We start from the raw sequence: 26,689 nt of genomic DNA, 5'->3' as shown, positions 1-26,689 counted from the left end.
CCGTCCAGTTATCTATTGTTTTCCTACTAACCAAAACTAGGAAAGTGTTGAAGAATGTTTCGGTTAGATTGGTCTTGATATCGTTCCCGCTTTTTTTATTTTACCCATTCGGGTAATGAGCTTGCGACCTCTTACAATCACAAACCCTTAAAAATATTTCCGTTGTAGCCCATAAGCTCCAAGCGACCGCATTTTCTAAGTTCTAAAGCAATTTCGTAGGCTAGCCTGGTTGTTGCTTCTTTCGAAAAAACAACATAAACGCCATCCAAATATGCACCGTTCAAAAACAACTTGTGTAGCTTAATCGCAAATTCTCGAACGTTTTCTACGTCAATATCGACCACAAACCAGAAAGACTTCTTGTTCTCAACCCATCTGCAATAAAGCATATTTTTGACGACATAGCCATCAATACCCGGGATTTTAAAATCGGGTTTCAAGCCCATTAATTCTTTAGGTCTAGACTTTTGCACTTTTAGCATGATGTCTGTGAAACCTTGTTCGTTCGCCTCGTCCTTGGACAAATGCTTTAGATACACCCCTATGCCACTCTTTAAGACACCGCTCCTGACGCTTTTTCCAAAAGCATTCTTCGGTATCTGGTATTCAAGTAAAGCCAGCGCTTCATCTGTCACCCACTTGTCAATCTCAATATTTAATACATTGCTCCACGACTTACGGAAAACCCAATCATTAGCGATATTAACTAGACTCATCGCCACGCAATAACCGGATTTTCAATTTCCGCTTTCCACGAAGTCCTGCTTAGTGGATCTAACTGACAGAAAGTCGGTCGGTGTTTTCGGAGTTTCGGTCTGCTTTGACCTTTTAACTCATCATACATGCGATTGATTTCTGCTACATATTTCAATTTTGGTTTTGCACCGTCCATCCAATCTTTGACAGACGTTCCATGGCTAGCTCCAACCAATTGAGCCAGGCTGTCATATGATATTCCGAGCCGATGTTTAAGGTAACTGAGTTTTTCAATGATGTCTACACCATCGTCTTTGATATGGTCTTTAGTATCTTCGTGCATCTTCTGCAATTTATGTATAACATCAGGCGGATTGGTATGTTTGCGTTCCCAATGACATATAGTTGTTTTAGGGACTTCCAATAGTTCCGCAAGCTCTCTCTGTGTCATGCCAAGCTTCAACCGCAGGTCTTTCAGCGTGCCTTCTGCATACGGTTCTGGCTCGGGTTTCGGTGCGTGTTTGTTAAATCTATGCCGTTTAATCATAAATCCTCCAACGCTACCCATCTGAATTGTGGGTGTTTTACTGCTTCTTCTTTGGTGCATTTGTAGGCCGCTTTTACCACTTCACATAAAATGTCCGTTTCATTGACAGTAAATTTAATTTCGCCATCTTCCTCTACGTCCATTATGTAATTATAGTCAAAATACATCATCCCTGGCACATCGACCAGTAGCACACCTAGTTTTTCGTTAGTCATTTAGTACCTCCTGAGATTTTTCATCTGGAACAAACGAACAATTCGGATAATCATTAAATTCTTCAAATTCTGACTTACGACACTCAAGAAACGCTCGCTCCAAGATTTCTAATCTTTTTGAGCGTCTTTTTAAATCTTCATACTCATACCGCAGTATTTTTACAAATGGTGGAGGTTCTATATCACAAAACCTTAATGTTGTAACTTGCTCATGTTCTATCGAAGATTGTTCGGCGTCATACAAACTTTTGCTGATTCGTTCAAGTTCTTCTTTTGACTTATGTCTGTGTCCTGGTAATAATTGGCCGTCGTTCCCATGCATATCGTCATGATACTCACTTCCGATAAAAAATCTTCCCATATCCTACCCCTCCACCAATTCCGGATTCTTATAGATGTTGCCGATGACTTTGCCCATACCGTAATCACCATAAATATACCTTTCATATCCGTTGTCGAGAACAAAAGCTAGTTTGTCTTCGTCAAATTTTATAATGCCATAGTTGTCCTCATCTTGGTCTGGGTAATATAAAATATCGCCAACGTACACCTCGACTTGCCCAGTCGAATCCATCTTACCTGTGGATTGCATGAGGACTGCTTCGCTAAATGGAATGTATCTTCGGATTACTTTGGAATAGACGGGATACACTCTTTCCTCTGTATACACAATCGCTTGAACCTCGCTCATAGCCTTTTTGACGGTATCCCAAACCCTAAACTTCGGTATCATTTTCTACCTCCTTCGTAAAATAGCCAACTAGCACCTAATCCAAACATTATCTTCTGAGCAAGCGTCATCTCGTGGATGATGTTAGGGACAAACGAATAAAATATCAGCATAAATCCAAAAGACCTTAATAATTGTTTCATCACTCCACCTCTTTCGCAAACCCAGCATCCCATGCCCACTCAAAGTCCTTTTTGATTTCGACTTCGGTGAGTTGATTTTCTGGTTCTTTTTTCCATTTATAGTTGGGTACCTCATCCAAAAAGATATCACTTCCAATAAATACTTTTCCATTTTCTTTATACAAGAATGTGACAGTGTCTGGGCGATTTGGGTCAGGTATCCTAACTGTAAATAACTGCTCCTGCTCGACTTCATAACCGAATAAATGCATCTTAACAAGTGTCAAAATGGAGTCAACTTCGTAAACAAGCCATCCTTCGAACTTATCTAGTAAGTCATCATTCTCACCATTTACTTTTCTATACGTTCCAGTGATTGTGCTATATATTGCGGTATCGAGGCCATCTTTATTTCTTTCATACCACTCCGCCACGAACTTCGGCACCACCACCTTCTGCGGTTCGTAGATTTGGTTAATCGTATTCACAACAACTTCAAGTGGTACATAGTCGACCTGTACACATTCTCCTACAATTTCGCCTGCTTTAAATATTACCCTCTCTGTGTTAGCTTTTTTTATTTTTGATTGTTCGATAATCCCAATCGCTTCCTGTTTATTCATCTGTTTCCTCCAAATGTTCCTTTCTCCAACGTTCTTTCTGGGCAAATATCTTTTCCGCATCCAATCGCCAAGGATGGTTGTCGCTCCGTTTTTCTGGTTGGACCTTGATACCGTGCTCGTAAGCATAGTTTCTTAAATTTTTGACCGTCCCACCAGTCCGCTCAGCTATCTCACGGTATGATAACCCTTGTTCTGCTAAATATCTGATTTCATCTTCGTCGCGATAAATCATCTCATGCTTGCGAATACCTAATCGGACAACTTGTGTCTTAATAGCACTTTTGGTCCGTTTCAATCTCTCACAAACAGCTTCCATAGGCAGAATTGGATACAATTGACGTAATTCGTCAATCTCATCTGGTGTCCACGGGCGTCTAACTAATCCGCCTTTGTTGGTTCCTTTTGTAAGTTTCCAAACCTTACCTTTCACACCGCATACTGTACGACCAAGTAAAGCAGCCACGTCTTCATAATTGCTCTCTTTATCTTCGATAGCCAGCCAAAGATAATCTAGTTCTTCTTCTGTGTACAATCTGACAAGACCCAAATTTTCCCTCTCTCCTGTGTCGCATAGAGATAGGCGACACCGCCTTTTCTGTTAACGTAATACCGCATCTGCCCATCCTTGGACTCGTACACATCCTGCACCTCTCCTAGATGGATATTGGGCTTAGCGTTGATTTTGTGACAGGTTGTTATAATTTCATCGACTAACATCAACTCCCCCTCCTAAAATAATGTAATCTGCCTAGGATAGACATCTGCTAATGCTATCCCGACTCTATCGCAATCACGTTGGATTGCTAAAACATCAATAACTGATACAGCTTTATTACGTTTTAAGCTGTAATGTGGGTATGTATATCCGTCGTTATCTATCTTGGCAATAATACCCGATTTGTTTGTGGGTGTAGAAAGTGCTAGGTCAATCCATTCCAATACTAATCTCCCCGCCCTTTCAAATACTCAGGTATCTCCTGCCCGATTTCAATTTCTTCATACTGCTCCCTGGTCACCAGAAACTTACCATACGGCTTGACCTCGACATAGTAATGACCGTCAATCACATCCTTAGCCGTGACCTTGCCGAAAATCTCGGCACCAGCGTTGTCGACTTGGTATATGATGACTGGTTGTTTTACTTTCTGGCTCAACTCATCAAACTTGTACACGACTAATGGAGGTGTTACCAAGATTGAAAAAAAATATAAAAATTCGCAATCGCTGAAAGATGTTTCTTCATGCTACATACTTCCTCCTTACCTTACACCATGCTTTTCTAGTTGGTTGTTTTTGGTTCCTGCATCAACAAAGTACGAGCCAATCAAGATAGCATCTGCTTCATCATCTTTCACTGCCTTTTTGAAATTTTCGGCCACTTTTGCCACTGATTGAGCCTTCATTGATTTCTTACTGCGATCCTTGTAGCTAAAATTCCAATGTTTTCGCCAAGTAGACACATTGACAAAGACTACCTGGTCTGCAATCAATCTCCCTAGAATGAGACCGGTCACGATGCCGATGCTCATCATAGATTGTTGGTTTGGTCCCATGACATTGTTTTTTTCGACAATGATTGTCTCAAATGGGCAATCGAATTTTTGTAAAGCCCGCGACTGGATGGCTCGTAACTCGCTGGCCATATAGTGACCACGTTCAAAATATGATTTGCTTTTATGCTTCAAGACACCGCTTTGGACAAGGTCAGAGCCACGGAAAATGGCCCATCCTGTCCCAGCAGTTGAAATATCTAGTGACAATGTTAGATTGCTCAACTTAATTCACCTCTCAATCCGCAGAGGTCGAAAAGGTTTCGCTTGTTCGCTTCAACGTATTCGAAGAAGATTTGTAGTTCCGCAAGTCTTCGTTTTTCTTTCTTGACGCCCAGGCTGCTGTGATACTCGATTTCTTCGATTGGTTTTGCCTTGATGTCAAGCCAGTAAAGTGGTTCAAAGACATCTCCGTTCTCATCCAAAGACGGCTCTGCATCCTGGTTTCTGAAAATCATTTTGATATCGTAATCGATCAAGTTTTCGATTTTGATTTCTTTTTTTTCAATCTCAATGACGATTGATGTTTTTGGTACGTTAATTTTTGTGATCATATATGCTCCTTATGCAACTTTTTCTTGTTTTGTGACTTGAAGCCACTTTTTAGCTACGTCCCAGACTTCTCCAGGGACGTCCTTGTTGTATTTCCCTCTGAACTGAACAATCCGCCCTAGATTGACCTCCAGCGTGTAGAGAGGAGTGTTGGGCTTGCTAGCCAGCCGGATAAAAACAATCATAGTTTTCCCCTTGAGATGCCGTTCGGTATGCGAGCTGACGCAATGATGCAGTTTCTTACCCTCGTAAATCAATTCAGCAACTCGCGACGGAACATGGAAAGTGTACCCTGCCAGTGTCATATCAAAAGCATCTCGACGCTTAAATTCGGCTTCAAGCTGTTTCTCACGTTCTCTCTGAGCACGGTTCTGTTCTGCTCGTTGAAGTCTACGCTGTTCTTCTCGGAATTGATTATAGAGCCCAACAGTGTGTTGATGTATGGCAGCAAAGTCCTTTGGTACAATCATCGCATCGCCTTCTGGGTCTATACCCATTTCGTCCAGCATCTTTGCCAGTGCTTTTTATTTTAATTCGTTCATAATCTAGTCCTAAAAAATAGGCCTGGTTGTGAGTGAAAGCTAATATAACACCAGGCCCTACGAAATTCTCACTGTCTATTCGTCCAAAATGACTGTGAGTTGACGCTTTCTAGTTCGCTTTTATCGTGGTTCACGGCACGTTATCTGTGTTCCTAGGTACAAAAGATTGTCATTTCAGTTTCTTACTGTTTTTCTACTTTGGTTACATCTACCAAAATAATATTTTGAGGGACAATCATTATTGTTCTATTACTTTCTACGATTGATAATGGTACATTGTTATCCAAATTGTATCTGATTTTGTTTTCTTCTGCCTTGTCTTTGCTGGTGTAGTCAAGTGATGAACCATCAATAAATCTAACCTTAACTTTAAACATTTTTTCTCCTCAATCAAAATATCCCAGCAATCAAATCATCCAAATTGATTACACGGTCCAAGGTTCGCTTGCTTCGACAATAATCACAATTTCCGCAACCTTTCGGCTTGATTTCGCCAGTAATAATACCTGCGACACGCTCGACATTGTTCTCAAAGAATTGCAGACCTTCATCCAAGCGATATTGCGGGAAATCGACAAGCATTTTGTCAGGCACGTCTTCCTTGCTTACAGCTACAACGAACGGAACGAAATTTGGATAGCCCATTTGTCGCAACAATTCCTGATACAGCCCCAGTTGGACATCGTAGCGAAAACCTAAAATGTTAGCAGCAGCTCCAGGCATTTTCTTTCGTTCCACATCGGACCATTCAAGACCGCGGATGGTCTTCATAGTTTTCAGGTCTACAAAATAGCCTTCAGTCAAGTTTATACTATCCACCTTACCCTTGACCTTGATACCGAAGATTTTGCCTTCTAAAATCATTTCCTTGCGGACATCATCGCCTGGAGCACCATGGTAAAGTCTCAAGAATTTCTCGTCATCTTTCAGAGCATCTATCATGTTCTGGGCGACTCGGAACTCTTTCTTCAGTTCGCCCTTGGTCGCGCCACGGCTGGAAATCATCCTAGTTTTGTTGGCGTCAACAAATTTGGCGTGAGCCTCTTCGCTCTCGAAATAACTATGCACATAGTTACCGACAAGTAAAGCTGTATCATCTCGCTTGTCTGTCCACTCCTTGTCGTCAATAGCTTTGGCTTTCGCTTCACAGTCCATATAAGCCTTAAAGCGAGAATTTGACAGCCATTGACGGTCTTGGTAGTAATTTTCTTCAGTTAGTTTAGCCATTGATTTTTGTCCATTCTCCTAATTTCTCAACAACTATCCCATGCTGTTCATACAAACCACCCCTACCACCGAATAACTTAGCGGTCTCTCCGTCTGGGAAAGTAATTCTGAAATCACCTTGCCATTTGACCACCTTCTTATTCAGCTTTATTTTGTCCTCTGACGCGTTTTTCTGTTCAGAGGTATATTTACCCTCAGACATATTTTCTCGTTGAATTTCGTCAGAATTCGGGCGATTTTGAGCATTTCCGCAAACGGCTCCATGTCGAGCTAGGAATTCCTGTTCCATTCGGTCCTGCTCTTCTTGCCATTTTCTTGCGTCATTGACAAGTTCTTCGTGGACGGCTAGTGCAGACACCCCTGATTCGAGCATATCAGCATACTTTTTCGGATCTAGTCCCTTGCTTTCTGCGATAGCAGTCATCTCTTCAATCCGTTTTGCCAGTTGTTGCTTGCGCTTAGCCTCCTCACGGGTCTTATCTGCTAAGGCTTTATCATCAGCAATTGCCTGTAAGATATCAGCCAAGCTTGCTCCTTGTTCAAAATTACGTACGTAAGGAGCTGGACCAAAGTCTGCTTTGGCAGCTGCTTCAGTAATTTTGATTAGTGCTGACTCATATTCTTCCTTCTTGGCCACTTCTTCCTCTACCAGACTAGTGACCATATTGACAGTGGCTTTATTGGGACGAACATTGTCAGCCATGAAGCATGTTTTTTTCGAAAATTCATCAAAATACTTGCTGAACAAACGGATGTCTACGTCTTTTCCTGTGCTTACAATAACTTTCTGGAATAGCTCCTCAATGGTTTTGGCGCGTTTAAGTCGTTCCTGTTCTTCAAACACCTTCACACCTTCGTCAATCGACTTGCCGATTTTGACAATAGGTTCCAACAAGCCGTCCACCCAAGCCTTAACTTCGTCGATGGGCTTGTTGTAATCTGCCAATTTATCTTTAACAGCTGACTTGACCTTTTTCTGCAGGTTATTCAATTCGGCTCGAACCTTGGCATCGTCTTCGAATGTTTCGGCAGTAACAGCATAATTTTCATATTTTTTAGCATAGGCAGCTAAGGCTTGCTCCAGTAGCTCCTTGCCCACGATAGTGATTTCAGCTGGCGTAAATTCAAAATCAAAGTCTAGTTCGGTCACTGCTGGAGTAGGCGCCATACTTTCCAGATTGTCAAATAGAGATAGTTCTTCAGACATTAGAACGGTTCCTCCTCATCTAAGATTTCGCCGGTTTCGGCATCAATAACCTGCTCGGTTGTTTCCATTTTGGAAATATCCACTCCTGCGTCTTCAACAGTTTCCACTTCGGAAATAGTTGCATCTTCTGCAGGTTCTTCAGCGACAGTCTTTCCGGTCATTTTATCCAGGATATCCTGCCCAGCTGATTGAACTGGCTCTGCTTCTTTGATTTGGCGATTGTCATCAAATTCATTTTCAGTTGTCCGATTAACAGCTTCAATCAAGATGTCACTATCGTCCGATGTGTTGAAGAATTGCTTGGCTGCACGATTGATAACAGTACGCTTTGCCATTTCTTGAGGGAAGGCATTTTGGACAGATTTATTTTTCGACTGTTGCCAGCTGCGATCAATCTCTTTCTTGGTCATGACTGTCAGAATTCGCTCACCGTCCACTTTTTCAATGATGCAGTAAGCACCGATAATTGCGTTATCTTGGTTGGTCCAATCTGTCTCGTGGCTTTCGAGAACCTTGCGCCCATTGTCATTTCGAATTTTAAGCACATCCCCTTCAAAGACCACCTCTGCCCAAATATCTTTCACGTTGGACAGTTGTTTGACAACCTTCATAGTTCCAAAGTAGGACCGTGTCATTTTCAATGTATTCCCGTATGGGATGAAGTAGCATTGGGTCTTTGCTGGACTTAACCCTTGAACAACCATGTCAAGCAAAGCATTGGCAATACTTTCTTTCGAACACTTTTCAAGTAAGTTCCCGCTAGGGCTATTGGTCATGGCAAAAAATGCTGACTTCAAAGCATTTGCCGGTGCGTAGTTTGGCGCTACTACCAAGCCTTCGTTCTGCATCTGCGACACTTTCGCATTCACAGCATCTGTAATATCTTTTTGAATAACTGCAAGATTACTCATTTCCTTCTCCTCTTCGTCTGTTTCAAATTCCATTTCTCACGCTTTAAGCGTTTATTTTCTCGTTTCAGGGCAAGTATCAAGTCCTGTTGCTCATTGATAATCTCGCCCAGCTCTCGGCCTAGGTGGAAATAGTCACACCTCAGCCGTCGGATTGTATCTAGTAATTCCTCTGTCATTATGCATCCCCTACATAAATCCATTGACCGCCTCTGAACACCCATTCATCAGGATCATGTACCTGTCTTGGTTCCTCAGGTTGTAGATAGTCACGGTCATAATCAAACCATGGGTAAGTGCCTTCCATGTCGCACCTCCTAGACCACATACTTTCTGCCTAGCTCTCTAACAAGGCGGATGTACCCTGCCTTATCAGCTAGACCTGTATCCAGTAGTTTTTCCTTCTCTCCTGCCGTGGCACGTTGCCAGACTAGATTTTCACGTAGTTCCCATTTCATCGCTGACTAGGCCTTAGCCAAAATATCAAGCAACTTCTTGAATGAGTCTTCGACATCCTCAATATCTTTGACTGGTTCAGCTGGCTCTTGCCCGTCCAAAGTTGTCAAGGTATATTCTGCCTGCACCTTGATTGGCTCAGCGTCGAACAGCATTGCCATCGCCAAGTACTTCTCATGGTCCTTGTCGTAATAATATTCTTCTGGAATTTTCAAAGCATCTTCAACATCGCTAGTCCAATCTGCTGAATATGCTAAAACGTGTTTATTGTTTTTGTAACTAGCTAAGAAGTTCCCTTTTTCATCTCGCAATACGATAAATGTGTTTGTTTGTTTCATGATTTTCCTCCTGTGGATAACTCTTGTGAAATTCCCTATATATTATTTATATATAACGATTAGTTTGTTTTTAAGTTAGTTAGAGGCTTTAGCCTCTTATTGTTCATTAGTGGGCGATAGCCCCTAGATTATTATTAAAGTTAGTTATTATTATTATTTAGTTATTATTAGTGTCGGATTCTTCAACCTACGAACTATTCAACCTACGAACTATTCAACCTACGAACTATTCAACCTACGTAAAGTCAGTAAGTTGTAAAATCACTCTGACGATCCGTCTGTGGATAACTCATTATCGACCTTTTCTTTCCAATACTCCCAATAGCTGTCCGTGATTGGGACATCCATAACTAACGGCTCTCGTCGCATCCCTTTTCCTCTACCGAGACTTTTATTGTAAACACGGATATATCCTGCATCTTTTAATTCATCATAAGCTGTCCTATGAGCATCACGCCCATTCTTTGAACGTTTAGAAAGTTCATCGATGTAAGGCTTCCATGTGTCTTTGTTTGACATCAACACAAATAATAACCCTTTAGCTTGTAAACTAAGTTCGCTGTTTTGAGCAGAATGATTATTCAACTGCGTATAGTTTTCATGGATATTCCTGACAAGGTGTTGCATAAGCCGTAACCATTCCTCCTAAACTTCAACAATTCCTCGCCGAAGCGTGTTATCAATCGCTGTCATGTTCGTCATATTCCAAGATCCTTTCTACATCCTCAAGATGTTCAGCGTCGCCCGTCCGAAGAAATCGGTCGTACGATTGAGTTATAAGTTCTAATCTGACCAGGTTATTCATCTCACAATCCTGCCTGTAACTTAGCGATTTTTAAATCCAGAGCCAGTTCGTACCTTGATTTCTCTTGATACATTTCAAAAGGGTTCCCCGTCAATGCAACAAGATTTTCAATCAAGTTGATACGTCCAATTCCATTACTAATGTGCATGTCTGCCCCACTTTCTAGCTGTGCGAGTTGGTATCTCATCAGCAAATTTGATTGGCTCCCAGTTCGCAAGTGACTGTCTAACTCTGTTCTTCCAGGCTAAGCGATCTGCTTCAACAGCACGTTCACAAGCCAGGGCTGTCAGCTGCTCTCTAAGTAATTCCGCTTCACGTTCCTTGCGTCGCTTTTCCGCATTCCTGTAATCAATCGCTGCAACTACTACGCACGGAATGGCAAATACTGCAGTTGCTCCAATGGCTGTAAAAATAGATTCTGTCATTCTACACTCCTAACTGTTTTTCTCGTTTGATATTTTCAAGCATTTCTGCTAATGTTTCTTTCTTCGGTCTGTATCGATTGCGACTTTTCCACTTGATAAACAATCGGAAACCTTCGTAGTTAACAAAAACAATTCGATGAGTTGGATTTTCAATATATTGCCTAAAGTCCGGATGCTCACGCATTTCTGCCGCCCAAACCTTAGCCGTTCCGACTGTTAAACCTTCCCAAATTTGACAAAGGTGCTCATAGTCACCAGCTTCTGCTTTTTCAGATTGCTTAGCTGGTCTGTAAACTAATTCAGCTTTTGGCATAGCAATTCATCCCTTTCTGTGTTATAATTCAAGTAGTTATTTTAGTAAGCTCCTGACTTTATCAAGGGGCTTTTTTTCTGCATTTACTCAATGCTGTAATCTGCAATCACTCGCAGAATAAACTGGTTAGCCTTCGGTCCTTTGGTTGAACCACTAAGAATATTAGTGACCTCTTGACGATTGAGACCATAGGCTGCCGCTAAATCAACTTTCTTGATGTTATTTTCTTTCAAGAAAGTCACAACTTTTTCTCGTCCAACCGCAATATCTGGCATACTATCTCCTTTCTTTTTTGGTATAATAATTGAAAAATAATATCGAGGTGTCTCTATGACTGAAGTAATAACAACCACTCTGATATCTGTCGGTGCAACAGTTCTAACCAATCTAATCATCAATGGCTTTGCTTATTACCAAAAGAAATTGGAAATTGAAAACAATCTCAAAGAAAAGCAAATTGATTTTCTCAACTCTCAATCTAAAGAAGACAGGGAATTATTCATCACAACTTTTCAAAATTTTGCCTCTATCAGTGGTAAAACTGTTTCTTATGTCGATTCTCGAACAAACAATGATCCGGCAATTGATCTAGAAATTATTACTCAATTTGATGATATTTTCTATAAAACCTACCTCTTCTTAGAGAATGATGAAGATAGAAATAAATTCATTACTTTTAGAAACGTTCTGCGCCATTTAGCTGGTTATCCTCATCCAGAAGGAACTTATATTTGGGATAAGCTTTTTGATGAACAAGAACAATCTAATCCCGATGTTATCGAACAACCACGATATATCTTTGATAGATTAAATGACTGTTTACTTATTGCAAATAAATACATCGCAAACAGACTTCTCAATCAATCTTCAACAAATTGATTCATGAGATCATCTATCTCTCTCTTTTGTTGAATTGTAAATGGACCGCTATAGTTAGTCCACTCTATCAATCTCCCTTCGTCACGTTTAATTTTGCCTGCTTTTTCAAGCAGGTTTTTAAATACCTTATATGGCATGTGCACTCGGATTTCATCTTCATCCATATCATTTTCCCTCCTTCTTCTAAGATTTGTAAGCAAAAAAAACGTCCCCATCAAACTGATAGAAACGTGGTATAATATTGATTGGCACTCCTATACCGCCAGGGAAGGAGGTGAAAGCCGATGTGTGACTTCTTACTTACCAACTTTGTTGCACCAATCTTGGTCGGTATCATCTTGCATATCCTATTAGATAAGTCAGATGACTAGTGTCAGTTAGTTTTAACTAACAAAAAACCCCAGTATTAACGGTACTGGGGTTTTTAATGTTACACTCGGTGAATACCTTGTGCGACTTCTTACTTCCCCTCAATAATACTCTATAAGACTGAAAATGTCAAATATAAGTATTCATACGATTAAAACCACGTTTCTATTCAGTTGTCAAAGAACTACCTTTTGAACTGAATAGCAATATGATATAATTAGGGTCGGCACTAACAATACCGCCATAGATTGGAGGTGAATGTCCAGTGTTCGAATTGTTCTTCTCAACTATCATCGGACCACTCGTGGTCGGTTTAGTTCTTCTACTTGTCCAGAAATGGCTAGATAAAGACTGATAGTGCCAAAAAAAGACCCCTGCTTATGTGGAAGTTAGCAGGGGTCTTTTCTTGTCCAATATTCATTGAACTGTTCTTCTTTCCCCTTAATATTACCATATCGCTATTCAGTTGTCAAAGAACTTGTAAACAAGAAACAACTAAATTTTTAACTTTTTTTGTGTTTTCTCTTGACCACTTTTACCAAATAAGATAAAATGAAGGTGCAAGAAAGAACACTAACAAATCAGTAAATCCAGTTCGCCAAAACAAGATTATATTTTGTTTGCTTAGTTGTTTTTTTAGTTGTAACTTATTTACAAAAACTATTTTACACTAAATTTGATAAAAGTCAACAACTTTACACCAAATTTGTTAAAATATTTTTTGTCAATCCCAGAAAGGTTGATAAATCAATGATTTCAGCGTTTGAAAAGATAAAATATTTGGCAAAAAAGCAAGGAAAATCACTTGGTCAAGTGGAAGAAGATCTTGGATATGGCCGAAATACACTATATAAGATAAAAAACTCTAGTCCTTCAACTGATAGGATGCAAGAAATTGCTGACTACTTCCATGTTTCATTGGATTATCTAGTGGGTAGAACAAATAATCCAAACATTGCTCAAGAAGGTCAAGCCCCTGCTACAAATCCGCTAGAGGAACAAGCACTAGTTATGTTCCGAAAAGAAACAAGTGGGATGTCTGAAGCAGATGTAATCAAATTTACTACTGCTTTGAAAGGGCTTATGAATACAGCTAGAGCATTGATTGAAGATGATTCAAATTGGGAGTAGGTGATGTCTATTGAAACAAAGATTAACACGTCAAGAATTTCTCAAATACAAAGAAACAGCCTACCAAATCCTAAATAAGGCTGCCAGATATTTTGAAAAACCTTTGGCTGATCTAACTCATACAAATATCATTTCCTACTTTGAAGAAAACTATCCAATCATCTTCAATTTTTATGATTTTGATGAGTTCGGTGCCCAATATCCAGAATTACCGCCAGCAATTCCAACAAACAAAGAAATCAGATACAAGAATTTGGTCAAAAACCAGATTTTCTCATATCAGGAACGCTACCTTTGCGATAATTGCGCAGGAATGACCTACCCAGATATGGAAAGGAACCGCTTCGTCGTTTCTATTAGTCAGAGAAAAGCTACAAAGGGAAGAATTATCTTCACTATCCTTCACGAACTCAGCCATATCTTCTGTCATTTAGAACAAAGACAGAGTGACAGTATTTATCTTTCTCTAGCCACGGACAAAATGGTTGGGAATTACCCTCCCGAGTTACTAGCTTTGGAGCAGGAAGCTGACACTGTGGCATCCATACTCTACTTATCAGATGAACGACTAAGTAAGGCTTTTCGAAGTAAGATGACTTTCTTAGATTTGCAAAATGAAACATATATCAGCAGTCCTGCACTACATAATCGACTGATGGATTTCTTGACGCACACTGTCGGGTACAGTCAAAGTTATTCACTTAAATTTGTCCTAGATTATCGTAAAGGTGGTCTACAGATTTTTCAAGCTCCTAAGTTGCAAAGATTTTTGGAGGCGGGGTGATGGCTGAATACGAAATCAAGATACCTAGAACTTTGGACAATGAATATGTTAATTTAACAGAATTATATTCACAAGTAGATGAAATATTGACTCAGATTCAACCTGGAGACGATATAACATTTAACTTTGAAAATATCCGTTGGATAAATGCTGAAATGACTGTCTTTCTTGGAATGCTTTTCAGTGCAATAACAAGTAATGGTGGTAAAGTTTATGCTATCTTAGAAAATCTATCCTTAAAATCTAAAGAGATCCTTTTAAAAAATGGATTTTTGAAAAACTTCGGATTGGATTACGAATTACCAGATACATATAATACAACTATTCCTTTTTATCGCTCATCTATCAAAAAAATTGAACAAATTGACGAATATATAGATAAGGAATTACTGAGTCACATCCAAACAAAGACATCAAGTGAATTTTTAGGAGAAATTAAAGAATCTTTGCTAGAAATCATCCACAATGTTAGGGATCATTCAGGTTCTAAAGTTATCTATATGTGTGGCCAGCACTATCCACGGAAACCTTTTGGAAGTCAAAATGGGACAATTACATTTGCAGTATCTGACAACGGAATCGGATTGATTGAAAATATTAAAACTAAACATCTCTTATTTGTTGATACTGTAGATTATTTCAATTGGGCATTTGACAAGGGCACTTCCACTAAGAATAGATATGATAGTGGAGTTGGCCTTTACGAATTAAAAAAGAAACTCCTTGGGAAAGGAGAAATCAAAATTATTTCTAATAATGGATACTATCATATCGATAAGACCGGTTACTCAACTTTCTTAGAATTCCCATTTGACATTTCAGGAACACTAGTTGTCATTACATTCTTTTTGGATGATTGTCAAATTTCCTCATTTTCTGATACAATGGATTTATCAAATCTACTAGACGAATGGTTTATTTAAAGGAGACAAAAATGGAAACACTAAAAATTTCTGATATTATAAATAGTAAGTCAGCAATATTATCTGAAACTGGTGAGCTTGTTTTTCAAGAAATCAAAAAGTATATCGATCAAGACGAATCAGTCACACTTGACTTTACAGGCATCACTACCCTAACGACTGCCTTTCTTAATCTCGCGATCGGACAACTCTACGACCTAAAACCAATAGATGTCTTAACAAAATTGGTTAAGATTAAGCGCTCGTCCGTTAGTGATTCACATTTTCAAAAAATCGCTTTAGTATTATCTAATAGCAAAGAAAAAAGACAAGAACTAGCAGATTTACAAGACGAGGTAATGGCTGATGGCTATTGATATTGACCTCAAAAACTATACTTACTCAAAAGGAGACTCATTTATTGTAGACTCCAATGTCTGGATTTATCTTTATTCACCATTTTCAACGAATACTTTTGGCTATGAAAACTTCTTAGCTGAAGCTCAATCAAATCAGTGTAAGCTATTTGTTAATTCACAAATTATCTCGGAATATATCAATGTCATTTGTCGAACAGCCTATAATTCTTATCTTAGAAATAATGGGTTAAACTCTCGAAACTTTGCATTTAAGCGAGATTATCAACAAACATTAGATTTTAAACACCATTATCAACTGGCTTGTGAAAGCGTCAAAAACGATATCTTATCTCAAAGTAAAATATTACCTATTAAGTTATGGCATGTCAGAGATAGTTTGAATAGTTATCGTCAAATGAATGACTACAATGATCTAGTCTATTCTAAAATGTTGACAAACAATTTAAAAATCGTTAGTCACGACAAAGACTTTGGAAATCATCCCGAAGATATAGTCTGGTTGCACTATTAATTACAAATAAAAAAGCCCCACGCTCGAAGTTTGGTCATGGAGAGCGTGAGGCAACTTGTATAAAGAATTAGGCATTAAAAAGCCCTTTTCTTTATACCCATTTTAACAGAAAATGAGGTAAAAAACAATGTGGACAGAAGCACATAAATCCGGAAAAGTGAATTTTGTTGAAAGATACAAAGATCCATATACTCAAAAGTGGAAACGAACATCTGTATTGATGGAGAAAGATACTCCACGTATCAGAAAAGAGGCCCAGAAAATATTGGATGCAAAGATAGCGGACATCCTCAGCAAGCTGAAAAGCTCTGAAATGCTATTTACAGATCTTTTCGACCAATGGTGGACTTTCTACCAACAAGAAATCAAACGCACTTCAATCGCTTCTCTGAAGGGCAATATTAAGGAAATCAGAGACAGTTTTGGTCTGGATATCAAAGTAGTCAATATTGACCCAAAATACGTCCAAAATTACCTAGACAACCTGAATTGCTCCAGGAACAAGAAAGAGCGTACCAAATCCATGTTAAACCTTGCTTTTGATTATGCAGTTGACTTGGACATCATCAAAGACAATCCTTCTAGACGGGCCAAACTTCCACGGATTAAAAAGACCTTGGAAGACTGGAAAAAGATTGAAGAAAAATATCTCGAGGAAGACGAAATAAAGCCACTGCTAAAGGAATTATTCAGGCGACCTAGCACATACCGAACTGCATTACTAGCAGAATTTATGAGTCTTAACGGTTGCCGTATCGGCGAAGCTGTCAGCCTTGAGCCAGAAAACCGTGATTTTGAGACCAAGATTTTACAATTACACGGTACCTACGACCATACTGAAGGCTATCGTAACGGTGAGAAAACGACCCCAAAAACCAACGCTTCCTATCGTGAAACATTCATGACCAAACGGGAAATGGAAATTATAGAGGAATTGGAGTTCATGAATGAGCTAGAAAAAAATACCAATCCACGATATAAAGATATGGGCTACATCTTTACGACCAAGAATGGTGTACCGATGCAAACAAACTCTTTCAACTTAGCTCTTAAAAAAGCGAACGAACGGCTTGAAAAGCCTATACAAAAAAAACTCACTAGCCACATCTTCCGTCATACCCTTGTCAGCCGTCTAGCAGAAAACAGAGTTCCCTTGAAAGCCATCATGGACCGTGTCGGACATGCAGATGCTAAGACTACAACCCAAATTTACACCCATGTCACAAAGAAACTCAAGGCTAATGTAGCTGAAATCATGGAAAATTACTGATTTTATGCCCCAAAAATGCCCCAAAACACAGAAAAAAGCCCGTCGGACAAGCTAGAAAGCTTGATATGACGGGCTTTTTGATGCTGAATTATTTTACCGCATCCTTAAGAGCTTTACCAGCTTTGAAAGCAGGTACTTTAGATGCTGCGATTTTGATTTCTGCACCTGTTTGAGGGTTGCGACCTGTACGTGCTGAACGCTCACGAACTTCAAAGTTACCGAAGCCGATCAATTGTACTTTTTCACCAGCTGCAAGGTAGTCTGCTACTGCTGCAAATACTGCGTCAACAGCTGCTGCTGAATCTTTTTTAGTCAATGAAGTTGCTTCTGCAACTTTTGCAATCAAATCTTGTTTATTAGCCATTTTGCTAAGTCCTCCAATAATTTTCTGAGATTTTACTCACTTTTATAGTGTACCGAAATTTAGCCATTTGGTCAAGTTTTTAATGCTGGTTTCTTACCTTTTTCTGTATATATCAACAATAATTTGGTCGTTGTATAAATCAATGGTATTGGCCTGACCGTAAATGCCAAATTTATTGTCCAATTCTGTTATTTTTAACTGAATTGCTGCCTCTTGGGAATTTATTTTGACAAAGGTGGGTAATTTGTAGTTTTTTTGCAGATAGGCTAAAACTTCTGCCTTGGGCAAGGACAGATTTCCTGCTGAAATTTCCAATATGCGTAGAAGAACATTACCATCTTCCATTTTGAGAGGTTGAAAATAGATATACAAGGGGATATCTACACCAAATACCTGATAGGTTCCTTCAAAAACAACCTGTTGGTTAGTCACAAATAATTGGTAAGAAAAATTCTTCGTTTGGTAATCTTTTAAATAGTTGGCAATGGTTTGATTAAGGGCTTCACGGTTGGTCGCGAAAGTCCCCACTTTTGCATCTGTCTGGCTAGATGGTACCAATTCCGTCATATTTTCTCTCTTAACTTGGATACGATTTAGAAAAACCAGACCCGCCCCCAATGTCAAAGCCAATTGAACCAAGAAGAGCCACTTCCAGATATTAAGGTGTCCAGCTTTTCTCAGTTTCATACATCTTCTCCAATAGTGCTTTTTTCATGATTTCATATCCCGTATTATTGGGATGAAAATGATCATCTTCGTACAATAAATTATTTGTGCTAGCCGAACTAGACTGGCTAAGCCCCATCTCGCCTTCCAAACCTTTATAGAGCAAGTCATTGATTTCTACAAAGTAAACATCCTTGTATTTTTCCGTGATTTGATTGGTTGTCTGATTCCATTTATCAACCACAGTCTGCATCTCGGTCAATTCAGGAAAACTGAGATAGAAGGGATTGTAAATTCCCAAGATATAGATAGGGAGATCGGCATTCTCCTGTCTTGCCCGTTTGACAATCTTTTCTAGATTTCTCCCGTATTCCCTTGCCGGCTTATCAAAGGTAGAGAGCTTGAGGTTACTTAAATTACTGACAATGACCTTACGAAGATCATTTCCACCAACCGTCAAGGTTAATAAATCAGCTTCTTTTAAGGCCTGTTGGAGTTCCTCATTCTCCTTCATCCGCTTCAAGATTTGCTTACTGGTGTTGCCGGAAACTCCAAAATTTTGAACGTCTACCTCATAACCGTACTCATTGACTAGCGACTGGGCAAGCAAGGGGACAAAACCACCTTGACCTGTCACATCCCCCACTCCTTCTGTCAAGGAATCCCCAAGAGCCAAATAGCGAAATTTCCTATTCACTGAAAGACCTAGCTCTTCTTGACTGATGCGTGACGGCGCCTGGGGTATTAACTGATGGAATAGGAAGATTGACCCTAATAGACAGAGAAAAAAGAAGACAAGTCCCTGTATCAACTTCCGATTATTCATAGCGAACTAGGATAGCCCAGGCATCCTCACCCGTGTGAGTTTGAATGATAGAACCTGTTTCCAATACAGAAATATCTGTTTCTACATGGGGCTGGAGCAAGTCTTTTATTTCATTGGCAAAGTCCGCCTTACCTGAGTATGAAATTCCAATCTCCGCCACCGATTTGTCAGATAAACTCACTACAAATTCTTCTAGCCATTTTTTAAAGGTTTTATTCCCACGACCTTTTACAATGGGAGTTAATTGATGGTTCTTCATTTCCATGATAACTCGAATGTTGAGCAGACTGCTAAGCAGCCCTTGCACACGACCAATACGACCACCCTTGACTAGATTTTCTAAGGTAGATACCCCGATATATAGTTCAGTCTTATCTTTGACCTCTTCAATGGCCGAAAGGATTTCTTCCTTGTTAGCACCAGCTTGTGCCAGTCTAGCCGCTTCCACTACCTGAAATTTTGCTGCCTGGTCGGTAAATCCAGAGTCAAGAACAGTCACATCTGCACCAGACAAGGTAGCTCCTTGACGGGCTGCTTCAACCGTTCCTGACAAGGCATGAGAAAGAAGGATTGCAATAATCTGACTACCATCTTTAGCTAATTGGCTAAATGTTTCCGCAAAGAGACCTACCGGTGGTTGACTGGTCTTCGGTAAGTGCTTGGCTCCTCTCATCAAGTCGAGAAACTCACCTTCTGATAAGTCTCTATCTGAATAGACAACCCCATCCACCATAACAGACAAAGGAATGATGGTAATCCCCAACTCCTTAGCCAAACCAGCTTCTATTGTAGTACTAGAATCTGTTACAATTTTAATCTTCATCATCAAGTGTCCTTCCGTTCTCTTCTGTATTATCCTTTATTATAACAAATTTCAATCTAAAAATAAACATAAAAACAAAAGCAAAAAAGGCTAGTTGCCTAACCTTTTTCAACCAATTCTTTTGCTTGGCTACGGGCTGCATCCGTAATCTTGTCACCGGCTAACATCTTGGCGATTTCCTCGATACGCTCCTCTTTGGTCAATAGACGGACGCGAGAAACAGTCGAGTGGTCATCAGATATTTTCTCAATAAAAAACTGATAGTCTGCAATCGCAATCACCTGTGGCAAATGTGAGATAGCCAAGACCTGACCGTATTGGCCGATTTTATATATCTTCTGGGCAATAGCCTGGGCAACACGGCCTGAAACTCCTGTATCCACCTCGTCAAAGACGATGGAGGTCTTGCCTTCCTTACGGGCAAAGGCTGACTTAATGGCCAACATCAAACGAGATAATTCTCCACCAGAGGCAACCTTGACCAAAGGCTTGAAGTCTTCACCAGGGTTGGTAGAGATGTAAAACTCCACCGTTTCATTCCCCTCTCGGTTAAACTTACCCTTGGTAAAACGAACCTGGAACCGAGCTTTTTCCATGTACAAGTCTTGTAATTCTTGACGGATAATCTCTTCCAGCAACTGAGCCAATTCATGTCGAGACTGGCTGAGCTGACTGGCTAAGGTCACTAATTCCTTCTCCATGGTCTTGAGTTGCACTTCCAAGTCATCTCCAGATAGGTCATTTCCTGTTAGAAGATTGTACTCTTCGCTGATTTTTGCAAAATAATCCAAGACATCATCGACCGTTCCACCGTATTTTTTAGTAATGGTGTGGAGCAGATCCAACCGACTTTCTAGCTGCAACAGGCGATTGCCATCGAAGTCTAGATTATCCACCACATCACTGAGGCGCTTGGTCACATCTTCAACGACATAGTAGGCCTCTGTCAGACTGCTAGAAAGCTGCTGGTATTCTGGGTCAAATTCTTCTAAACTTTGCAGGTCTCCCATAGCTGAGCGTAGATTATTCAAACTTGAAAAATCTTCATTATCTAACAGAGCATAGGCATTGGTCAAGGTATCCGCAATCTGTTTGTGGTTGAGTAACTTATCCCGCTCTTGATTGAGCTGGACATCCTCACCAGATTGCAGGGCTGCTGCTTCAATCTCAGCAATTTGGTATTCCAGCATCTCAATGCGGGCCTTATGCTCCTGCTCATTTTTCTGCTTTTCGAGCACTCGTTTGCGGAGGCTACGATAGGCATCAAAAGTGGTCTGATAGCGGTCTTTTAAAGCCCAAAACTCATCTTCTCCAAAGCTGTCTAAAAGACGGATATGGTGCTGGGCCTTCATCAATTCTTCCTGGTCATGCTGGCCGTGGATGTCCACTAGGTGCTGGCCAATTTGTTTCAAGACAGACAAATTAACCATCTGCCCATTGACACGGCTCACGGAACGACCATTTTGTAGGATTTCCCGACGGATAATGAGTTCGTCCGCAACTTCAATCCCCTGTTCACTCAAAATCTGTTCCAGAGCTCTGCTATTTTCAAAGGAAAAAAGCCCCTCAATCTCCGCCTTGACTGCTCCGTGGCGAATAACATCCGTCGTCGCACGCGCCCCTAACATCAGGTTCATGGCATCGATGATAATAGACTTGCCGGCCCCCGTTTCACCGGATAGGATGGTCATCCCCTTTTCAAAATTGAGGGATACCTGTTCAATAATGGCAAAATTCTTGATCGAAACTTCTAATAACATGACCTACCACCCTTTTATCGTACGTTCTAAATTGGGGATGGTTTCCTGGTCCTTCAGAATGAGCAGAATACTGTCATCATCAGCAATAATCGAGAAGATTTCCTCTTGGAAATACTCACAAATCTGCCTTTTTACGACCGTTGCACTCCCTGGTACCAATTTTAAGTTGACCATCTTGTCCATGACTGCAAAGTCAAGAATATTATTGGACTTGACCTTGACTAGGCTACTTTTGGGCAAGCCATAGACATATCCCTTGTCAGCTGATGGAACCTTGATAATGCCTAATTCCTTGATATCACGGGACACAGTAGCCTGGGTTGCATGAACCCCCAAGGCTTCCAAGCGTTCCACAATTTCTTCCTGAGTATCAATGGGAAATCGGACTACCAAATCTTTAATGACTTCTAATCGTTCTCGTTTATTCATCCTTCTTAAATTCCTCGTGTGCTTGATCGACTATATTTCTTATTTCACTGTGTTCAATCGGGCTAGGCTGGTTTGATTTTTCCAAATGAGCTAAAAATTCCGTGTTACCATGACCGCCTTGAACAGGTGAAAAACTAAGGCTCTTTACAGAAAAACCGGTTACGACAGCCATAGCAGTCACATCTTCCAAGACCTTGATGTGAACTGCCTTATCCTTGACAATTCCGTTCTTACCGATATGCTCCCGACCTGCTTCAAATTGGGGTTTAACCAAGGCTACAACCTGACCACCGTCTACCAAAATCTTGTGAAGAGCTGGTAAAATCAAGCCTAGAGAGATAAAACTGACATCAATCGAAGCAAAACTTGGTTGACCCACTTCAAAATCAGCCAACTCAGCATAACGGAAATTGTACTGTTCCATGCTGATGACACGCTCGTCCTGGCGCAATTTCCAAGCCAGCTGATTGGTTCCGACATCAACAGCATAGACCTGCTTGGCGCCAGCCTGCAACATAACATCCGTAAATCCGCCTGTCGAAGCCCCAATATCAATGGTCGTTTGCCCCTCAACTGATAGGTCGAAAACCTGCAAGGCCTTTTCCAATTTCAGACCACCACGGCTGACATACTTGAGTTTCTCTCCCTTGAGCTTGAGCTCAACTCCCTCGTCAATCTTCTCGCCAGGTTTGTCGTATCGCTCGCCGTTGATAACTGAAATAACTAGCCCAGCCATAACACCGCGCTTGGCCTGCTCTCTGGTTTCAAAAAGCCCCTGTTTGTAAGCCAGTACATCTACTCTTTCCTTAGCCATTGATTCGTAAACTTTCTATGATTTTTTTGATTTCTTCTCTTGAAAACGGGACTAGTTGAGCCACTTGATCTAGCTCACTGCTTGCTTGATTCAGGCTGTCTTCTAGAAAGACTTTTGAGGCCTCCAAGCCCATCAGAGCTGGGTAGGTAGATTTCTCTGCCAATAGATCCTTTTGCGGTGTTTTTCCGATTTCCTCAAAAGTAGCCGTCACATCCAATATATCATCCCGCACCTGAAAGGCTAGACCGACCAATTGACCTGCTTTTCGCAAATGGTGGATAACCTCATCTGACTGTCCAGCAATCAAACCAGCTGCGACAAAGGGAAAGGTCAATAATTTTCCAGTCTTATTGGCATGGATGGCTTGTAATTGTTCGAGAGATAATTTTTGTCCCTCGCCTGCCATATCCAAGACCTGACCAGCAACCATTCCAAAAGTCCCAGATGCCTGAGAAAGCTCTCTCACGAGAGCAAGGATGGTCTTAGCTGGCAAATCTACCTGAGCCAAAAATCCAAACGGATCTAAAAATAGACTGTCCCCTGCTAAAATAGCTGTCGCTTCGTCGAATTTCTTATGGTTGGTCAAACGCCCCCGACGGTAATCATCATCGTCCATGGCTGGTAGATCATCATGTATCAGACTACCTGTATGAATAAACTCAAGACAGGCTGCCACTTGGTAATGAGCTTGTTTTAATTTCACTCCAAAAGACTCCAAAAGCGTCAAAAGGAGCAAGGGACGAATTCGTTTCCCGCCAGCCTGTAGCGAATAAAGAACCGCTTGGTTGAGGCGTTCTGCTACCTGAGGTTCATAAAAACCTGCCATGGTTTCCTCAAGTAGCTGCAATTTACTGACTCCCATTAGTCCATCTCCGCTTCACTGCCATCTGCCTGCATGACCTTGACCAAGGTCTTTTCAGCTTCAGCAAGTGTCTTTTGTAAATCCTTAGATAAAACCATACCCTTTTGAAACTCGGCAAGTGCCTCTTCCAAGGCTACATCCCCACGCTCCAATTTGGTTACAATTCCTTCTAATTCAGCTAAATTTTCTTCAAATGTTTTTGTCTTTTTGGACATGATTTACCTCCACATCAAGTTGACCATCCTTCATCTGAATGGTCAGGTGTTCACCCTTTTGTATCGTTTCCACACTGTCTAAAACCCGACCATCTTGTAAAAGCATGGCATAACCACGAGCCACAATGCGACTGGTATCTAGCATGGTTAAGGCCTCAATCAGCTTATCTGCCTTGGCCATCTTATTATCATAGATATTGGCCATATTGCTTTTTAAAAGCCGTTCCTGCTGGATAATTCTTTCTTGGAAACTCTCGACTTTAGGGCCAAGTTGTAAGCCTTGTAGACGTTGATTGAGTAATAAGCTAGCCTGTTTCTGCTGGCTATATACTTCTTTCATTCGTGTCTGCAATTGATTGGTCAAGCGGTCTAATTTTTGCAAATAACCATCGTATAAGCGTTCAGGCTGCCGAAACATAACTGATTGGCTAATTTTCTCAACCTGACCTCTCAGGAATTTCAAGCGATTGGTCATGGCCTGATAGGCTCGATTTTCCTGCTGACTTAAATAACCCAGCAAATCTGCCTTGGTCACAGGGGTTGCCAATTCTGCTGCAGCTGTCGGAGTGGCTGCCCTGCGGTCTGCCACAAAGTCTGCCAGAGTTGTATCCGTTTCGTGACCCACACTGGAAATGATAGGAATACGTGATTCAAAAATAGCCCGAACCACTATTTCCTCATTGAAAGCCCACAGGTCTTCAATAGAACCACCACCACGACCGACGATGAGAACATCCAAATCATCACGCTCATTGGCTCTTTGGATATTGGCAACAACTTCCTGGGCAGCCCCATCTCCTTGCACCTTGGTCGGATAGAGGACAATTTCCACACCAGGAAACCGCCGACTGACCGTGGTAATAATATCTTGAATGACTGCTCCACTCGGACTGGTTATAACCCCTATTTTCTTGGTAAACCGTGGCAATTCCTGCTTGAATTCTTGCTTAAACAGGCCTTCCTGGGTCAGAGCTTGTTTGAGCTGTTCAAACTTGATAGCTAGGGCACCAATACCGTCTGGCTCTGCCTTTTCAATTATGATGGAATAAGCACCACTAGGCTCGTACAATTGCACACGACCAACCGCATTGATTTTCATTCCCTCTTCAAGATCAAAGCCCAGATTTTTATAGACGCCAGCCCACATGGTCGCTTGGATGACCGCCTTGTCATCCTTGAGCGAAAAATATTGATGGCTAGGTCGTTTGCGGAAATTGGACACTTGCCCTGTTAAATAGACCTTCTCCAAATAAGGATCGCGGTCAAACTTTAATTTTAAATACTTAGTTAGATGGCTAACCGTTAAATATTCAACCATGTCCACTCCTTCTGTCTGTATCTCTACTATTATACCAAAAATTGCACATTTATACAGAACTGGACATATCATTTCCAATAGCTTTCCTGTGTTTTTTTCTGCAATTTGCTATATAATAGTGTGTGAGAAAATAGGAACTTGATGACAGGTTCTAAGGAGTTTATGATGAAAATTGATGATTTACGAAAAAGTTCCAATATTGAAGACCGCAGGGGACAAAGAAGCTCAGGTCCCTCTTTCTCTGGTGGTTCAGCTGGTGGAAATCTCTTACTTAGCCTGCTCTTCTCCCGTCTGGGCTGGAAGGGAAAATTGCTACTAGTGGTTCTCCTCTTTGTCTTTGGTGGCATGTCCAACCTAGGTGGTCTACTTTCACCAACAACCAACACCAATCCTTATCAGTCTAGCCAGGTTACGACAAGCGGTACCAGTGTTTCTGACGCAGATGCAGAATTCATGAGTAAGGTACTGGCCTCAACAGAAGATTTTTGGACACAAGAGTTTGCAAGAAATGGTCTAACCTACCAAGCACCAACCCTTGTTTTCTATACGGACCAGACCCAAACAGGCTGTGGAACCGGTTCTGCTCAAGCCGGCCCCTTCTATTGTTCAGCTGACCGCAAGATTTATATTGATACTTCTTTTTATCAAGAACTTACTAGCAAATACAAGGCTGCTGGTGACTTTGCCATGGCCTATGTCATCGCTCATGAAGTTGGTCACCATGTCCAAAATGAATTGGAAGTCCTTGGTGCCTACCACCAAAAACGTGCTCAATTATCAGACAAGGAAGGCAATGCCCTCAATGTCCGTCTAGAATTGCAAGCTGACTACTATGCAGGAGCCTGGGCCAAATATGTCGATGGTCAGGGTATCTTAGACGTTGGCGATATTGATGAAGCCATGAATGCTGCCCATGCAGTTGGTGATGACACTCTCCAACAAGAAGCCTACGGCCGTACTGTCCCAGATAGTTTCACCCACGGTACTTCTGAGCAACGTAAAAAATGGTTTAACCTCGGCTATACCTATGGTGACCTTGCCCACGCCGACACCTTCTCAGTAAGCAATCCATAAAAGCGATCCCCAGTTTCATGACTGGGGATTTTTCTTATAAAAAAATGAGGTCAGCT

The 26,689-nt window shown here is 40.9% G+C and carries 45 protein-coding genes and 1 pseudogene; 9 read left to right on the top strand and 37 right to left on the bottom strand.

Annotated features, from left to right (window positions below; all coding sequences use genetic code 11):
- Positions 1-137: 137 nt before the first annotated feature.
- The 26 genes and pseudogenes from C1G53_RS02440 to C1G53_RS02335 all read right to left on the bottom strand — a co-directional run bounded on the left by C1G53_RS02440 (position 138) and on the right by C1G53_RS02335 (position 11,531).
- Positions 138-722 (bottom strand): hypothetical protein, encoded by a 585-nt coding sequence (locus tag C1G53_RS02440; protein WP_153046644.1) that lies wholly within the window; start codon positions 720-722, stop codon positions 138-140.
- Positions 713-1,243 carry a helix-turn-helix transcriptional regulator gene (locus tag C1G53_RS02435; protein ID WP_161941355.1) on the bottom strand — a complete coding sequence of 177 codons (531 nt, stop codon included), beginning with the start codon at positions 1,241-1,243 and terminating at the stop codon, positions 713-715. The genes C1G53_RS02440 and C1G53_RS02435 overlap by 10 nt, the downstream gene beginning before the upstream one ends.
- Positions 1,240-1,458 carry a hypothetical protein gene (locus C1G53_RS02430; protein ID WP_105117542.1) on the bottom strand — a complete coding sequence of 73 codons (219 nt, stop codon included), beginning with the start codon at positions 1,456-1,458 and terminating at the stop codon, positions 1,240-1,242. Before C1G53_RS02430 ends, C1G53_RS02435 begins: the two co-directional genes overlap by 4 nt.
- Complete coding sequence (locus tag C1G53_RS02425) at positions 1,451-1,819, bottom strand: hypothetical protein (protein WP_105117541.1); 369 nt, start codon at positions 1,817-1,819, stop codon at positions 1,451-1,453. The genes C1G53_RS02430 and C1G53_RS02425 overlap by 8 nt, the downstream gene beginning before the upstream one ends.
- A 3-nt stretch (positions 1,820-1,822) precedes the next feature.
- Positions 1,823-2,191, bottom strand: a complete 369-nt coding sequence (locus C1G53_RS02420) for a YopX family protein (protein ID WP_105117540.1) — start codon at positions 2,189-2,191, stop codon at positions 1,823-1,825.
- 139 nt (positions 2,192-2,330) lie between these two features.
- Complete coding sequence (locus C1G53_RS02415) at positions 2,331-2,933, bottom strand: DUF1642 domain-containing protein (RefSeq protein ID WP_161941354.1); 603 nt, start codon at positions 2,931-2,933, stop codon at positions 2,331-2,333.
- Positions 2,926-3,480, bottom strand: coding sequence for a hypothetical protein (locus C1G53_RS13050; RefSeq protein ID WP_161941353.1), 555 nt, complete (start codon positions 3,478-3,480; stop codon positions 2,926-2,928). The genes C1G53_RS02415 and C1G53_RS13050 overlap by 8 nt, the downstream gene beginning before the upstream one ends.
- A complete protein-coding gene (locus C1G53_RS02410) occupies positions 3,444-3,650 on the bottom strand; it encodes a hypothetical protein (RefSeq protein ID WP_105117538.1) in 207 nt (68 codons plus the stop codon). Before C1G53_RS02410 ends, C1G53_RS13050 begins: the two co-directional genes overlap by 37 nt.
- Before the next feature lie 12 nt (positions 3,651-3,662).
- On the bottom strand, positions 3,663-3,872 hold the full coding sequence (locus tag C1G53_RS02405; protein ID WP_238139087.1) for a hypothetical protein: 210 nt from the start codon (positions 3,870-3,872) through the stop codon (positions 3,663-3,665).
- Between the two features lie 2 nt (positions 3,873-3,874).
- Positions 3,875-4,138, bottom strand: a pseudogene (locus tag C1G53_RS02400) (DUF1372 family protein); the annotation flags it as partial.
- A 54-nt stretch (positions 4,139-4,192) separates the two neighbouring features.
- A complete protein-coding gene (locus C1G53_RS02395; RefSeq protein ID WP_105117536.1) occupies positions 4,193-4,708 on the bottom strand; it encodes a hypothetical protein in 516 nt (171 codons plus the stop codon).
- A complete protein-coding gene (locus C1G53_RS02390) occupies positions 4,705-5,037 on the bottom strand; it encodes a hypothetical protein (protein ID WP_105117535.1) in 333 nt (110 codons plus the stop codon). Before C1G53_RS02390 ends, C1G53_RS02395 begins: the two co-directional genes overlap by 4 nt.
- A gap of 9 nt (positions 5,038-5,046) precedes the next feature.
- Positions 5,047-5,544 (bottom strand): PcfJ domain-containing protein, encoded by a 498-nt coding sequence (locus tag C1G53_RS02385; protein WP_105117534.1) that lies wholly within the window; start codon positions 5,542-5,544, stop codon positions 5,047-5,049.
- A gap of 215 nt (positions 5,545-5,759) precedes the next feature.
- A complete protein-coding gene (locus C1G53_RS02380; RefSeq protein ID WP_105117533.1) occupies positions 5,760-5,954 on the bottom strand; it encodes a hypothetical protein in 195 nt (64 codons plus the stop codon).
- A gap of 13 nt (positions 5,955-5,967) precedes the next feature.
- Positions 5,968-6,804 (bottom strand): PD-(D/E)XK nuclease-like domain-containing protein, encoded by an 837-nt coding sequence (locus C1G53_RS02375; RefSeq protein WP_105117532.1) that lies wholly within the window; start codon positions 6,802-6,804, stop codon positions 5,968-5,970.
- Positions 6,797-8,011, bottom strand: coding sequence for a DUF1351 domain-containing protein (locus tag C1G53_RS02370; protein ID WP_105117531.1), 1,215 nt, complete (start codon positions 8,009-8,011; stop codon positions 6,797-6,799). The genes C1G53_RS02375 and C1G53_RS02370 overlap by 8 nt, the downstream gene beginning before the upstream one ends.
- The gene (locus C1G53_RS02365) at positions 8,011-8,922 is read right to left on the bottom strand and encodes a recombinase RecT (protein ID WP_105117530.1); all 912 of its coding nucleotides are present in this window, start codon (positions 8,920-8,922) and stop codon (positions 8,011-8,013) included. Before C1G53_RS02365 ends, C1G53_RS02370 begins: the two co-directional genes overlap by 1 nt.
- Positions 8,919-9,098, bottom strand: a complete 180-nt coding sequence (locus C1G53_RS02360; protein ID WP_105117529.1) for a hypothetical protein — start codon at positions 9,096-9,098, stop codon at positions 8,919-8,921. The genes C1G53_RS02365 and C1G53_RS02360 overlap by 4 nt, the downstream gene beginning before the upstream one ends.
- A complete protein-coding gene (locus C1G53_RS13510; protein ID WP_258533557.1) occupies positions 9,098-9,226 on the bottom strand; it encodes a hypothetical protein in 129 nt (42 codons plus the stop codon). Before C1G53_RS13510 ends, C1G53_RS02360 begins: the two co-directional genes overlap by 1 nt.
- A 10-nt stretch (positions 9,227-9,236) precedes the next feature.
- Entirely contained in the window at positions 9,237-9,377 is a 141-nt protein-coding gene (locus C1G53_RS13130; RefSeq protein ID WP_172020629.1) for a hypothetical protein, read from the bottom strand.
- A 6-nt stretch (positions 9,378-9,383) separates the two neighbouring features.
- Positions 9,384-9,713, bottom strand: a complete 330-nt coding sequence (locus C1G53_RS02355) for a hypothetical protein (protein WP_105117528.1) — start codon at positions 9,711-9,713, stop codon at positions 9,384-9,386.
- A 261-nt stretch (positions 9,714-9,974) separates the two neighbouring features.
- Positions 9,975-10,340: a transcriptional regulator gene (locus C1G53_RS02350; RefSeq protein ID WP_105117527.1), complete on the bottom strand. Its 366-nt coding sequence runs from the start codon at positions 10,338-10,340 to the stop codon at positions 9,975-9,977.
- A 179-nt stretch (positions 10,341-10,519) separates the two neighbouring features.
- Positions 10,520-10,666, bottom strand: coding sequence for a hypothetical protein (locus C1G53_RS13045; RefSeq protein ID WP_161941352.1), 147 nt, complete (start codon positions 10,664-10,666; stop codon positions 10,520-10,522).
- A complete protein-coding gene (locus C1G53_RS02345; protein ID WP_105117526.1) occupies positions 10,656-10,943 on the bottom strand; it encodes a hypothetical protein in 288 nt (95 codons plus the stop codon). Before C1G53_RS02345 ends, C1G53_RS13045 begins: the two co-directional genes overlap by 11 nt.
- A 1-nt stretch (position 10,944) precedes the next feature.
- Positions 10,945-11,256, bottom strand: coding sequence for an excisionase (locus C1G53_RS02340; RefSeq protein ID WP_105117525.1), 312 nt, complete (start codon positions 11,254-11,256; stop codon positions 10,945-10,947).
- An 83-nt stretch (positions 11,257-11,339) separates the two neighbouring features.
- Complete coding sequence (locus tag C1G53_RS02335; RefSeq protein WP_105117524.1) at positions 11,340-11,531, bottom strand: DNA-binding protein; 192 nt, start codon at positions 11,529-11,531, stop codon at positions 11,340-11,342.
- Between the two features lie 55 nt (positions 11,532-11,586).
- Here C1G53_RS02335 and C1G53_RS02330 point away from each other — a divergent pair, with 55 nt between their 5' ends.
- A complete protein-coding gene (locus C1G53_RS02330; RefSeq protein WP_105117523.1) occupies positions 11,587-12,135 on the top strand; it encodes a hypothetical protein in 549 nt (182 codons plus the stop codon).
- Here the strand turns inward: C1G53_RS02330 and C1G53_RS02325 are convergent.
- Positions 12,117-12,299 (bottom strand): hypothetical protein, encoded by a 183-nt coding sequence (locus tag C1G53_RS02325; RefSeq protein ID WP_105117522.1) that lies wholly within the window; start codon positions 12,297-12,299, stop codon positions 12,117-12,119. The two genes, C1G53_RS02330 and C1G53_RS02325, sit on opposite strands and share 19 nt — an antisense overlap.
- Before the next feature lie 470 nt (positions 12,300-12,769).
- On the opposite strand from C1G53_RS02325, the gene C1G53_RS13505 reads away from it, so the two are divergent.
- The 7 genes from C1G53_RS13505 to C1G53_RS02290 all read left to right on the top strand — a co-directional run bounded on the left by C1G53_RS13505 (position 12,770) and on the right by C1G53_RS02290 (position 17,482).
- Positions 12,770-12,859, top strand: a complete 90-nt coding sequence (locus tag C1G53_RS13505) for a type I toxin-antitoxin system Fst family toxin (RefSeq protein WP_105117521.1) — start codon at positions 12,770-12,772, stop codon at positions 12,857-12,859.
- A 395-nt stretch (positions 12,860-13,254) separates the two neighbouring features.
- On the top strand, positions 13,255-13,635 hold the full coding sequence (locus tag C1G53_RS02315; protein ID WP_105115175.1) for a helix-turn-helix domain-containing protein: 381 nt from the start codon (positions 13,255-13,257) through the stop codon (positions 13,633-13,635).
- 10 nt (positions 13,636-13,645) lie between these two features.
- Positions 13,646-14,419, top strand: coding sequence for an ImmA/IrrE family metallo-endopeptidase (locus C1G53_RS02310; RefSeq protein WP_105117520.1), 774 nt, complete (start codon positions 13,646-13,648; stop codon positions 14,417-14,419).
- Entirely contained in the window at positions 14,419-15,342 is a 924-nt protein-coding gene (locus C1G53_RS02305; RefSeq protein ID WP_105117519.1) for a hypothetical protein, read from the top strand. Before C1G53_RS02310 ends, C1G53_RS02305 begins: the two co-directional genes overlap by 1 nt.
- An 11-nt stretch (positions 15,343-15,353) precedes the next feature.
- On the top strand, positions 15,354-15,698 hold the full coding sequence (locus C1G53_RS02300; RefSeq protein ID WP_161941351.1) for an STAS-like domain-containing protein: 345 nt from the start codon (positions 15,354-15,356) through the stop codon (positions 15,696-15,698).
- The gene (locus C1G53_RS02295; RefSeq protein WP_105117517.1) at positions 15,688-16,212 is read left to right on the top strand and encodes a type II toxin-antitoxin system VapC family toxin; all 525 of its coding nucleotides are present in this window, start codon (positions 15,688-15,690) and stop codon (positions 16,210-16,212) included. The genes C1G53_RS02300 and C1G53_RS02295 overlap by 11 nt, the downstream gene beginning before the upstream one ends.
- A 127-nt stretch (positions 16,213-16,339) precedes the next feature.
- The gene (locus tag C1G53_RS02290; protein ID WP_105117516.1) at positions 16,340-17,482 is read left to right on the top strand and encodes a tyrosine-type recombinase/integrase; all 1,143 of its coding nucleotides are present in this window, start codon (positions 16,340-16,342) and stop codon (positions 17,480-17,482) included.
- Positions 17,483-17,570: 88 nt separating this feature from the next.
- Here C1G53_RS02290 and C1G53_RS02285 read toward each other — a convergent pair whose 3' ends face one another.
- The 10 genes from C1G53_RS02285 to xseA all read right to left on the bottom strand — a co-directional run bounded on the left by C1G53_RS02285 (position 17,571) and on the right by xseA (position 25,559).
- Entirely contained in the window at positions 17,571-17,846 is a 276-nt protein-coding gene (locus C1G53_RS02285) for an HU family DNA-binding protein (protein WP_105106668.1), read from the bottom strand.
- A gap of 93 nt (positions 17,847-17,939) precedes the next feature.
- Positions 17,940-18,533, bottom strand: coding sequence for a YpmS family protein (locus tag C1G53_RS02280; RefSeq protein WP_105117515.1), 594 nt, complete (start codon positions 18,531-18,533; stop codon positions 17,940-17,942).
- On the bottom strand, positions 18,505-19,338 hold the full coding sequence (locus C1G53_RS02275) for an SGNH/GDSL hydrolase family protein (protein ID WP_105117514.1): 834 nt from the start codon (positions 19,336-19,338) through the stop codon (positions 18,505-18,507). The genes C1G53_RS02280 and C1G53_RS02275 overlap by 29 nt, the downstream gene beginning before the upstream one ends.
- Entirely contained in the window at positions 19,331-20,164 is an 834-nt protein-coding gene (locus C1G53_RS02270; RefSeq protein WP_105117513.1) for a DegV family protein, read from the bottom strand. The genes C1G53_RS02275 and C1G53_RS02270 overlap by 8 nt, the downstream gene beginning before the upstream one ends.
- Before the next feature lie 95 nt (positions 20,165-20,259).
- On the bottom strand, positions 20,260-21,921 hold the full coding sequence (recN, locus tag C1G53_RS02265; protein WP_105117512.1) for a DNA repair protein RecN: 1,662 nt from the start codon (positions 21,919-21,921) through the stop codon (positions 20,260-20,262).
- Positions 21,922-21,924: 3 nt separating this feature from the next.
- Entirely contained in the window at positions 21,925-22,350 is a 426-nt protein-coding gene (locus tag C1G53_RS02260; RefSeq protein WP_105113726.1) for an arginine repressor, read from the bottom strand.
- Complete coding sequence (locus C1G53_RS02255; RefSeq protein WP_105117511.1) at positions 22,343-23,164, bottom strand: TlyA family RNA methyltransferase; 822 nt, start codon at positions 23,162-23,164, stop codon at positions 22,343-22,345. Before C1G53_RS02255 ends, C1G53_RS02260 begins: the two co-directional genes overlap by 8 nt.
- Positions 23,157-24,026, bottom strand: a complete 870-nt coding sequence (locus C1G53_RS02250) for a polyprenyl synthetase family protein (RefSeq protein WP_105117510.1) — start codon at positions 24,024-24,026, stop codon at positions 23,157-23,159. The genes C1G53_RS02255 and C1G53_RS02250 overlap by 8 nt, the downstream gene beginning before the upstream one ends.
- Positions 24,026-24,241, bottom strand: a complete 216-nt coding sequence (locus C1G53_RS02245; RefSeq protein WP_024409752.1) for an exodeoxyribonuclease VII small subunit — start codon at positions 24,239-24,241, stop codon at positions 24,026-24,028. The genes C1G53_RS02250 and C1G53_RS02245 overlap by 1 nt, the downstream gene beginning before the upstream one ends.
- On the bottom strand, positions 24,216-25,559 hold the full coding sequence (xseA, locus tag C1G53_RS02240; RefSeq protein WP_105117509.1) for an exodeoxyribonuclease VII large subunit: 1,344 nt from the start codon (positions 25,557-25,559) through the stop codon (positions 24,216-24,218). The genes C1G53_RS02245 and xseA overlap by 26 nt, the downstream gene beginning before the upstream one ends.
- A 165-nt stretch (positions 25,560-25,724) precedes the next feature.
- Here xseA and C1G53_RS02235 point away from each other — a divergent pair, with 165 nt between their 5' ends.
- Positions 25,725-26,633, top strand: a complete 909-nt coding sequence (locus C1G53_RS02235; protein WP_105117508.1) for a neutral zinc metallopeptidase — start codon at positions 25,725-25,727, stop codon at positions 26,631-26,633.
- Positions 26,634-26,689 lie beyond the last annotated feature (56 nt).

Source organism: Streptococcus suis, from assembly GCF_002960445.1.
GTDB classification, from domain to species: domain Bacteria; phylum Bacillota; class Bacilli; order Lactobacillales; family Streptococcaceae; genus Streptococcus; species Streptococcus hyiners.
The sequence above is the reverse complement of the archived record's forward strand: the minus strand, read 5'-3'. Positions and strand labels throughout refer to the sequence as shown.